This is a genomic window from Gilliamella sp. Occ4-3 (genome assembly GCF_001690675.1).
Classification (GTDB): Bacteria; Pseudomonadota; Gammaproteobacteria; order Enterobacterales; family Orbaceae; genus Gilliamella; species Gilliamella bombi.
On sequence record NZ_LZHR01000028.1, the window covers coordinates 19,882 to 30,489 of the forward strand.

The window sequence follows — 10,608 nt, forward strand, 5'->3', positions numbered from 1 at the left end:
AAAGCTTAAACTCTGCATTACGGAGCTTCATTAATATCAGTCTGCCATTTAAAAAAAAAAAGTAAAGCAAACTGCCGCTTTGAAAAGAATGTTAATTCCTATCAAATTAATCAACTATTTCAATACTAATAATAAAATAAATGGTATTTACCTGATAAATAACTAAATTTTACTTAATAATAAATTTAAATATTATTCCTAACAGCTATGCTTAGAATAACTACAAGTTGTCAAGTTATTACAAAATCTGTTATATACTTGTAAAAATTTCGATAATATTACTTGAAGACAACAGAAAAAACTATGATCATTAATAATGTCATAATCAAAGACTTAAAAATTAAACCATATGTGTATACCTATCAAGCTATGCATGACTTTACCAAACAACGTAATGAGCATTCTCTTGATGAAATCTGGCTAGTCGAGCATGAACCTGTATTTACCCAAGGTAAAGTTGGTAAAGCAGAACATTTATTAAATCAGACAGATATTCCTGTTATTCAGACCGATCGCGGTGGTCAAATTACTTATCATGCTCCAGGTCAACAAATCATGTATATTTTATTTGATTTAAAAAGACTTAAGCTAGGTATCCGAGACGTAGTTAGTTATTTAGAAAATAGTGTCATTCAAACATTGCTCCATTATGGTATTATAGCTCATGCAAAGTCTGATGCGCCGGGAGTTTATATTAACGAAAAAAAAATTTGTTCACTTGGTTTGCATATCAGTCGTGGCTGCACTTTACATGGACTTGCATTCAATGTTGATATGGATCTTTCCCCTTTTAATAACATTAACCCTTGTGGCTACGCTGGATTACAAATGACGCAACTAAAAGAATATGTCTCTCAAATTGACCGTAAAGAGATAAAACAACTATTAACTAATAATTTTATTAAGCAGTTACCTCAAAGATAAGATACCTATTATGCAAAATAATGAAACAACAATCAGAAGTTCGAAATATCGTGATGCCGACAAGACACGCTTAATTCCAACTGTAACCTTAGAAGATGTCGCACCACTAAAAAAACCTGAATGGATGCGAATTAAATTATCTGCTCACTCTGATAATATAGCACATATTAAAAACACCATGCGCAAACATGGATTACATTCAGTCTGTGAAGAAGCCTCTTGTCCTAATTTAGCTGAATGTTTTAATCATGGCACGGCTACTTTTATGATTTTGGGCGATATTTGTACCCGCCGTTGCCCATTTTGTGATGTAGCTCATGGTAGACCATTACCGCCAGACAGTAAAGAACCCATTAAGCTAGCGCAAACCATTCAAGAAATGAAATTACGCTATGTTGTTATTACCTCGGTTGATAGAGATGATTTAAAAGATGGTGGAGCTAGCCATTTTGCTAATTGCACTCGAGAAATCAGAGCATTAAACCCAAATATAAAGGTTGAAACATTAACACCTGATTTTCGTGGTTGTATTGATGAAGCAATTGATGTCTTAAGTGATAATCCACCTGATGTATTTAATCATAATTTAGAAAATATACCTCGCTTATATAAAAGGATTCGACCTGGCGCTAACTATGAAGGATCACTTAAATTACTGGCAGCATTTAAAGAACGACATCCTGAAATTCCTACAAAATCTGGCTTAATGGTAGGACTTGGCGAAACAAATCAAGAATTAATCCAAGTATTAAAAGATCTACGCAGCCATGGTGTTACTATGTTGACGCTTGGTCAATATTTACAACCAAGTAAATATCATTTACCCGTTGAACGTTATGTTTCGCCACAAGAATTTGAAGAATTAAAGCAAACGGCATTAGACATGGGATTCACACATGCAGCTTGTGGGCCATTTGTACGTTCATCTTATCATGCTGATTTACAAGCAATGGGCAAAGAGGTGAAGTAATCTTCACCCCTTTTTATAATTCTACTCAAAAGCTAAATCAATTATCCACAACCATAAAACGGCGATTTTCAGTAACGATTTGCAAAAAGATGGGTAAGCTAATTTTTTCTTCTTTTTGCAATTTACCATTAATATCATAAATTTTAGAACGACCAAAAGCATCTAAAACAACCGTTTTATCATCATAAAGTGCTGCTATAGTATTTTCATCACCAGCAACTAGCCATTGTCTAGGCTTTTGAGTAAATAGGTTTTTACCTTGACTGTATTGTTGAGGTGGCGTAGTAACATAAAATGCGTCTTGCATTAATGTAAGCATAATATCAGTTTGCGAAGTTGCTTCTGTTATTTGGGCACTTCCTTTATTCGGCCATGATATAATCAATGGTACTTTTAATGATTCTCTCTTAAAATCACTACTTGTATTGCGCGATGCTACTTTTTTCACCTCATCAATTTTAATATCATTCGAACCAGTAATAACAATAATTGTATCATCATAGGCATTAGATAATTTTAAATAGGCAATTAATGATTCAATGTATTGATCTAGCCTTTTAGCTTCTGATTGAAGATCTGATATTGTAATTTTTTTATTTTTACTTCCCAATGAATATTGGATTATAGAAAACAGAGGTGCATGATTAGCAAGGCTATTTTGTTCTTCATGCCAAGCCCTCCAGTTTTCTGTTATTTGTTTATTAGATTGTTTTTTAGGTTGTGGTATTGAAAAATTAGATAACAAAGCTGAACGATATAAAGGCTCAGCAAAACCATCTTCCGAAAATAGACCTAAGTTGTAGTGCTGTTTAGTAACAACATCAAGCAATACAGACGGTTTATGTCCAACAAGGATACTATTATAGTAGTTAGGATCTAACCCATAAAACAATGAAAAGTCATTTAAATAGGACTGATTACTTGCACCATAATGATTAGTAAAGAAAATATTATCTTGAGAAAACTCATTTAACCACGGCATATGTTTAGTTAATAAATTAGTATTCCACCCTTCAATAACAATCATTAACACATTATTTTTTAATGGCTTTTGATTATAAACAATATTTCCCAACGGATATTCAATTGCCATCGCAAAAGGATTCCCTTCTTGAGCAACACGATCACGATAACCATTTTCTTTAATAAAGCCATAACGTTCAAGAAAATGGCGAGCAGTTAAAGGATAAGAAAGTGGTAGGCTTGAACGCTGCATAGTAATTGGTCGATAAAAATTAGCATCAGCCCAAATATGAATCAAATGTGAGGCAACAAAACAAAGAATAAAAAGAATTACTACAGGCTTTGCATAGCACTTACGTTTACTTAAGCTACGTAATTTTTTCCAGCTCCATACCGAAAATAAAATTTCAATCAACAAAATAAACGGAATAGCAATAAATACCGTACTTAAATAAGTGACTTTTTGCGATGAAAATAATTGCCAAATAGACAAATTAAGATGCATTCTAAAATGCGAAAAAACTTCAATATCAATAATTAGTAATGAAAGACCTACTGTTGCAAAAACCGTTGCTATAATCCTTTGCCATCTAGATGAATGAATGAAAAAACTTAACGGAAAAAGCAGAATCAAATAAGCAATAAAGGTCAAATAGCTGAAATGTCCGATTGCACTAATAATTGCATAAAATCGCCCCATAAAAGTACGAGGCCAATCTGCAATAAATAAATATTGACTACCTAGTAAAATTACAACAAAAATATTAAACAACGTAAACCAATGCCCCCAACTAACAATTTGTGAGGCACGATAGTCATTGAAGTAAGTATTTTTGATTTTGAGCATATTAAGTCGTTGCTAATGGTGATTATTAAGATGAATAAACAATAAATTATGTTTTAGTTTACCTTATTTTAAAAAATCTTTCTGTAAATTTTTTATTTGCTACCATAAAGATTTTGGTAATCTGTTGGCGATACATCGGATACTTGTTATAATTTCAAAATGAAATAAGTTAACAAAAAGATAAAAACTTTGGCAATTAAACAACTCAACGCAAAACAGATCCAGCCTGATTTATCCTATATTTCTGAACTTAGAAACAAAACTAATAATTCAATATCATTAGAATCAGAAAAATCAGAACATTTACTCATGTGGCAACCACGTTTGGCCTCTGCCTTAGCACTGTTATGCCCACCCAAAAGAGTATGTTATAGCCCCCGCTTTATGTTGCTTAAAGCTCCTGAAAGTGAGCTTTTTTTTGATTTACTAAGACAAGCCATTAAATCTGATTTATCTTCACCTTCATTAGGCTATAGTTATTTTTTTAGCGAAAGTAAAATTACGCTGACCAATGCAAAGAGCAAACAAGATAATTTTGCAGCCCAAGACAATTGTTTATTTGCATCTTCTGTTGATAGTGAAAAACTATTTGGTTGTGTTAGACAACCTGAAAATAGCCCTATAAAATTACAAGCTGGACTTGTTCATCGTGCTAATGGCGGCATTTTAATTTTAGGCCTTCGCTCACTACTTAGCCAACCATTGTTATGGTCTAAACTAAAACAAATGGTAATAAAGCAAGAGTTTGAATGGGTTTCAGCTGACGAATCTCATCCTTTACCTTTGTCTATTCCTCCTATGCCACTTGATTTACGAATCATTTTAGTTGGGGATAGATTAAGTTTAGCAGAATTACAAGATTTTGAACCTGAATTTTATTCAACTTCTATTTATACTGAATTTGAAAATGAATTGCAGGTCAAATCGCCAGAACAAATCGAACAATGGATTAATTATTTAAATTTTATTGCGAACAAACAACAATTACCCAATATTGATACCTTAGCTTTAGCAAAAATTTACAAAGAGGCTACTCGCTATACTGGTGATCAACACTACCTCCCTCTTTCAGTAGATTGGATTAATTCGCTATTAGTTAATGCTACACACTTTATGCAAAATAGTGTAATCGATGAATCAGCCATCACATCTGCTATAAAGCAAAAATCATGGCATGAAAATTATTTGCAAGAAAGGCTACATGAGGAGATATTTAGTAATCAAATAATGATTAATACAAAAGATCAAGTAGTTGGACAAATAAACGGCTTATCAGTAATTGAATACCCTGGGTACCCAAAAGCGATTGGTGAACCCACTCGTCTAAGTTGTCTTATTCATTTTGGTGATGGAGAGATAATTGATATAGAACGCAAAACAGAATTAGCTGGTAATATTCACTCAAAAGGAATGATGATAATGCAGGCATTTATTATGTCTGAATTTGCTATCAATCATCAATTACCTTTTTCAACTTCTTTAGTGTTTGAACAATCTTACAGTGAAATTGATGGTGACAGCGCTTCACTTGCAGGGCTTTGTGCAATCATTAGCGCTTTATCACAACAACCTATTGATCAACAATTGGCTGTTACTGGTTCAGTAGATCAATTTGGTCATGTCCAATCAATTGGTGGAGTGAACGAAAAAATTGAAGGATTTTTTGCTGTTTGTAAACAACAAGGTTTAACTGGACAACAAGGCGTAATTATTCCAGCCACTAATCAACGCCATTTAAGTTTAAATGATGATGTTATTGAAGCAATCGATCAAGGAAAGTTTTCAATATGGTCTGTTGAACATGTTGCTGATGCGCTTTACCTACTAACAGGTATTCCTTATAAAGATAAAAATAGCATTAATCTTTACCAGTTGATTCATGGACGTATGCAAGCAGTATTGTTGCAGGACAAAAAACAAGATAGTTGGTTAAGTAGATGGCAAAAATATTGCAAAAATTAACAATACCAAATAAACTTTGGTACAAAATTTTATTAATTACGGAATAGAAAAAGAAAGTTAGGTAACTTTTAATTTTTCAAAACATGTTTTAATTTACATTAAATAAAAGGTTTTTTTATGACATTTGAACGTAAATCTTCGTACGATAAAGCAGATCTGATTAAATCAGGCAATAATGAGTTATTCGGTCATGATGGACCACCATTACCATCTGATTTAATGTTAATGATGGATCGTATTATCGAAATGAATGAAAACGGAGGTAACTTTGGCAAAGGTTTTGTTGAAGCCGAACTTGATATTAATCCTGATTTATGGTTTTTTAAATGTCATTTTAAAAACGATCCAGTTATGCCTGGTTGCCTAGGGCTTGATGCTATGTGGCAATTAGTTGGATTTTATTTAGGTTGGATTGGTGGTAAAGGGAAAGGCCGAGCTTTAGGTGTTGGTGAGGTAAAATTTACTGGCCAAGTACTACCAACTAATAAAAAAGTAACCTATAAAATCCATTTCAAACGTGTAATTAATCGCAAATTAATTATGGGTATCGGTGATGGCGAAGTTTTTGTTGATGGTAAGCTTATTTACCAAGCCTCTGATTTAAAAGTAGGTCTATTCCAAGATACCAACGCTTTTTAATGTAAAGCTACTCATTCTGTCAGCCTTATTAAATACAAGTAAGGTTGACATCATCTCTTTTTTTATTAAATCCATATTTAGTTATAGCATGAAAAATCCTGTATAATGCTACAAATTTTTATACTTTTTTATTTATAATGAATCGTTTAAAACCTTTATTAATTTGTATTATTTTATTTTTTTTATCAAACACACTAGTTTATGCTGATTTCAGTGGTAAAGTTGTCAAAGTAATTGATGGTGATACAGTTGATATCTTAACTATCAAAAAACAAAAAATCCGTGTTCGTTTGCTTGATATCGATGCGCCTGAAAGTAAACAAGCCTATGGTAATGTATCACGGAAATATTTAGCTTCACTCATTGCTGGTAAAAATGTTTTTGTTAAAGAAAACAAAAAAGATATCTATAAAAGAACCTTAGGTACTATTTTTTTAAATAAAGTTAATATCAATGCCAAAATGGTCGAAAAAGGTTATGCTTGGGCATACCGTTATAAAGGAGTAGCTAATAACAAAATGATGGTAAAATTAGAGACTAGAGCAAAACAAAATAAAAAAGGACTTTGGAAAGATAAACATCCAATAGCTCCTTGGGATTTTCGTCATAATATGCGATAAATTATATTATTTTTTAAATAAATTTGCTTCAGCTTGTTGAAGAAAATCCATACCTTGTCTACAAGCTGGAACTTGATTATCTGCAGACAGTGACGAAATCTGTTGTTTAGCCAGTTCTACGCTTTGTTTAATCATATCAGATTGTTGTTTAGGAATTGCTTTCATAAAACTGTCAAGTTTATCAAAATAGGTTTTACATGATTCAGATAAATCCGCTGCCATAGAAATAGTAGAAAAACCTAATAGCGCAACAGATAATAATAACTTTTTCATTTTCTTCCCTTATATCATAAATTTATTAGAAATATCATTAAAAATGATAATTAATGCTTGAAATAGCCAAGATATAATAAAGAATTTTGGAAGGGAAGTCTATATATACAAAATTAATAATGATCACTTAACATGTTCATTTATTTATTTGTATTATTTTTTAAATACTAAATGTTCGATTTGTGTATATAGTTCAATTCCCTTTTTACATGAAAATTCTTGCTTTTCAATTGACATCAAGGAAATTTGTTTTTTTGTAATTCTATTTGTTGTTTGCTTGCTTCATTTTCGGGAACAAGCTTAACTAAATTATCAAGTTTATCAAAATAGGTTTTACATGATTCATGTTAAATCCGCCATAGTAATTGAAGAAAAGCCTAATAACACAATAAATAGTAATCTTTTCATTTTCTTATATTATTAGTTTATTGCTAATATCATGAAAAATGATAATTAATAGTAGAAATAGCCAGAATATGGCAAAGAATTTAAGGCGGGAAGTCTATCAGAAAATACCCTATCAGTAACAATTTACCGATAGGGTAGCAAAACTAAAAATAAAATATAAATCTTAGATGATGGTAACATCCGCTGCTGCAGGACCACGAGGACTGTCTTGAATTGAAAATTCTACTTGTTGACCTTCACCTAATGTTTTGAATCCATCGCCAGAAATTGCAGAGAAATGTACAAATACATCTTTGCTACCATCAGCGGGAGAAATAAAACCAAAACCTTTACTTTCGTTAAACCATTTTACTTGACCAGTTTTCTTAGACATAATAATCTTCCTATAAATAAATTAACTTTAGCCCCTAAAGGACTATATTCAAAAACATAAAACCTAGATTACTTATTAACACTAAGAAGAATATACTAAAGAAAACTAATCTCTAAGGTATAGTAAACTACAAACTACATATATCGAAATGTTACAAAATAAATCCGCATGTCGTATGCTTGGGTCTATTTACTCATAATTAGTTTACTAATGCAAGCAATCTTTTAAAAGATTTATTAGTAACACCAAAATAAAACAATCAATAATTGTTAATCCAATCACATAACATTATAAATTTATAGCTTATTTTGTTAATAATCCATATTTAACAGAGTCATTAATTAACTCATTAATAAATATTAACCAAAAAGCTAGAAGCTTTCCAGTTACAGCAACAACGATACCAATTAAATATTTTAGCTCAATATTGGTTTTAACAATAAAACTCAGTAATGTTTGTAAAATAATTCTTTATCAGTAATTTCTGTATTTGATGCGAACAACTATTTAGCAGAAGATAGGAACTTTTTTCTGCTAAATAGTTACAATTAAATGTATGTTCAAAACATAAATACTAATTAAGGAGTAACGCAGGCTACTCTATAGTCTTGATCAGAATGATCTCTATCACCAATACCACCAGTATTGGCCTCTACAACATAGTTATATCTCCAACGATTTTGATCATCTGAAGTCCAATAAGCGGCTCTAGAATCTCCCCAAACAGGGTCGCCAACACGAAAATATTCCCAATCACTATCTTTATAGTAAAGCTGTGTCATACGCCCCCATTCACTAAGTAATCCCCCCATCCAATAACCATTCGCTTTATAACTAATTTTTCTCAGATAAAATGGTTCAACTATGCCTATGTGCCAGTTGACTTTACTGGCCCTTCCATTAGTAAAATCAAGTACTTTTATTATCCGATACCCTCCACCATTAAAGTTATTACAAAATGCTACAGCATTTTGATACCCACCTGCACCACCACCTTTTTTAGCTACATACCAACGCTCAAGTTTAAAACTATATAATGGTTGATTATTTGCATCTCGCCAATAAAATGTCGAAGGAATAAAAGCCCCGGGATTTTCTAAACTTGGGCCCGTTAAGGTAATTTTGACTAAACCAGTAGGAGAACTATTTTCCCTATGTAATTTGAGCGTTACTCCTCCTTTGGAAATTGTATCACCATTCGTATTAATAAATTCTTGTGCTTTCATTCCTGCAACACTCAAGTAAAAAAATAAATTATGAGAGCCTGTGGTTGGAAAGTTTGCCCCAGGATTCGCTGGATTATAAGCATAAAATCCTCTGTACTTATTCCACTCGCCATTACCTGCGTTAATAGATGAAATCGCGCCATTATAAGGGATTTTACCCGAGTGAAAATCAAACTCTAAATTGGGTTTTGCGTAACAAAACTTAGGTTTATTCACCTTCGGATAAAGGAAATAGGTATGTTTTCCTCCCGTAAAATGCCCTCCTTGAGATGGTATGCCATATTCTGTTTCAATACTCATATCTCCAACTTCTAACGTCAATTTATAAGGTGCATCACACCCATTGAGTAAGCTATTAGCATTGTGCTTCACATAATCAGTAATATCTTGCCCTTCTATATTTTCCCATTTTATTTTTAATTTACTCGAATTGACACGATGAAGTTTATCGCCATCATCATCCTTCCAATAATCATTGTCATCAATGACTTTATCTGCCAATACTTCTGGATAATCCTTATGAGGTACTAATGTCTTGATATCTGCAAAAGTGGCTAAAAGTTTATCTAACACTAATGGGTTTTCCATGCTTGAGCTATCATTTGATACAGTAACAATTTTGTTTCCAGGCAATGTTACTGATAATAAGGGACTAACTGAATCAGCATGAGTCGCGCCGCCATCAAAGGTTAAATAGGGTGAACTACCATGGATCTTTTTTACCGTCACAGCGGATAATGCTGACATAGCATTATTCGATATCACTAATCCAAATAATGCCCAAATTGCTTGGAAAATATAACGTTTAATCTGTGAATTGGGTGATATTATGCACAAACAGGCTTGATGATAAAAAAAAGATATAAAAACTTTAAAAAAAATTGATATATGTAAAATGATTTTTTTAGCTGTTCAAATTGTGTGCTGTGTGCTGTGTGCTGTGTGCTGTGTGCTGTGTGCTGTGTGCTGTGTGCTGTGTGCTGTGTGCTGTGTGCTGTGTGCTGTGTGCTGTGTGCCGTTCCTTCTCATTGTATCATTTCCTATCTCATTTTTCAAAAAATTTTCCACTTTCTTTGGCCTTTATAAAATTAAATTAACAAGTTAGTAACTAATAATTTATTAATTACTCTTTCCTAATTCACTTTTTAATATATTTTATTTTTAGAGCATGAAATAAATAGCTAATAACTAGCATAAATAATGCATTAGATTATAAACATAAAAACGTATCGCTTTAAAGTAAATAAACTTATTTTTTTGTTAAGATTTGTAAATTTCACTTTTTTATTTATGAATTATATTGATAGAGTTAAATTTATAAGCTGATAATCGAGAATTAAAAGTTTGTAAAATTTTGTTAGATATTTTCGTACATCAACAATATAATAACTAGTATTAATTTA

Annotated in this window: 9 protein-coding genes and 1 pseudogene; 5 read left to right on the plus strand and 5 right to left on the minus strand. The window is 31.9% G+C overall.

The features are described 5' to 3' along the window. The first annotated feature begins 303 nt into the window (after nucleotides 1-303). Nucleotides 304-924: a lipoyl(octanoyl) transferase LipB gene (lipB, locus tag A9G44_RS03390; RefSeq protein ID WP_065609195.1), complete on the plus strand. Its 621-nt coding sequence runs from the start codon at nucleotides 304-306 to the stop codon at nucleotides 922-924. Nucleotides 925-934: 10 nt separating this feature from the next. Continuing rightward, a complete protein-coding gene (gene lipA, locus A9G44_RS03395; protein WP_065609196.1) occupies nucleotides 935-1,894 on the plus strand; it encodes a lipoyl synthase in 960 nt (319 codons plus the stop codon). Nucleotides 1,895-1,931: 37 nt separating this feature from the next. Here the strand turns inward: lipA and A9G44_RS03400 are convergent, their stop codons facing one another. Next, entirely contained in the window at nucleotides 1,932-3,704 is a 1,773-nt protein-coding gene (locus A9G44_RS03400) for a DUF3413 domain-containing protein (protein WP_065609197.1), read from the minus strand. A gap of 189 nt (nucleotides 3,705-3,893) precedes the next feature. On the opposite strand from A9G44_RS03400, the gene A9G44_RS03405 reads away from it, so the two are divergent. The 3 genes from A9G44_RS03405 to A9G44_RS03415 all read left to right on the plus strand — a co-directional run bounded on the left by A9G44_RS03405 (nucleotide 3,894) and on the right by A9G44_RS03415 (nucleotide 6,925). After that, nucleotides 3,894-5,666, plus strand: a complete 1,773-nt coding sequence (locus A9G44_RS03405; RefSeq protein WP_143426295.1) for an AAA family ATPase — start codon at nucleotides 3,894-3,896, stop codon at nucleotides 5,664-5,666. Nucleotides 5,667-5,783: 117 nt separating this feature from the next. Then, complete coding sequence (fabA, locus tag A9G44_RS03410) at nucleotides 5,784-6,305, plus strand: bifunctional 3-hydroxydecanoyl-ACP dehydratase/trans-2-decenoyl-ACP isomerase (RefSeq protein ID WP_034909831.1); 522 nt, start codon at nucleotides 5,784-5,786, stop codon at nucleotides 6,303-6,305. A gap of 137 nt (nucleotides 6,306-6,442) precedes the next feature. Continuing rightward, on the plus strand, nucleotides 6,443-6,925 hold the full coding sequence (locus A9G44_RS03415; RefSeq protein WP_065609198.1) for a thermonuclease family protein: 483 nt from the start codon (nucleotides 6,443-6,445) through the stop codon (nucleotides 6,923-6,925). Between the two features lie 6 nt (nucleotides 6,926-6,931). Here A9G44_RS03415 and A9G44_RS03420 read toward each other — a convergent pair whose 3' ends face one another. The 4 genes and pseudogenes from A9G44_RS03420 to A9G44_RS03430 all read right to left on the minus strand — a co-directional run bounded on the left by A9G44_RS03420 (nucleotide 6,932) and on the right by A9G44_RS03430 (nucleotide 9,952). Beyond that, nucleotides 6,932-7,198, minus strand: coding sequence for a DUF5339 family protein (locus tag A9G44_RS03420; protein WP_065609199.1), 267 nt, complete (start codon nucleotides 7,196-7,198; stop codon nucleotides 6,932-6,934). Between the two features lie 236 nt (nucleotides 7,199-7,434). Beyond that, a pseudogene (locus tag A9G44_RS13955) lies at nucleotides 7,435-7,530 on the minus strand (hypothetical protein); the annotation flags it as partial. Between the two features lie 239 nt (nucleotides 7,531-7,769). Continuing rightward, nucleotides 7,770-7,979, minus strand: coding sequence for a transcription antiterminator/RNA stability regulator CspE (gene cspE / locus A9G44_RS03425; protein WP_034909833.1), 210 nt, complete (start codon nucleotides 7,977-7,979; stop codon nucleotides 7,770-7,772). A 578-nt stretch (nucleotides 7,980-8,557) separates the two neighbouring features. After that, nucleotides 8,558-9,952 (minus strand): hypothetical protein, encoded by a 1,395-nt coding sequence (locus tag A9G44_RS03430; RefSeq protein ID WP_065609200.1) that lies wholly within the window; start codon nucleotides 9,950-9,952, stop codon nucleotides 8,558-8,560. Between the last annotated feature and the right edge of the window lie 656 nt (nucleotides 9,953-10,608).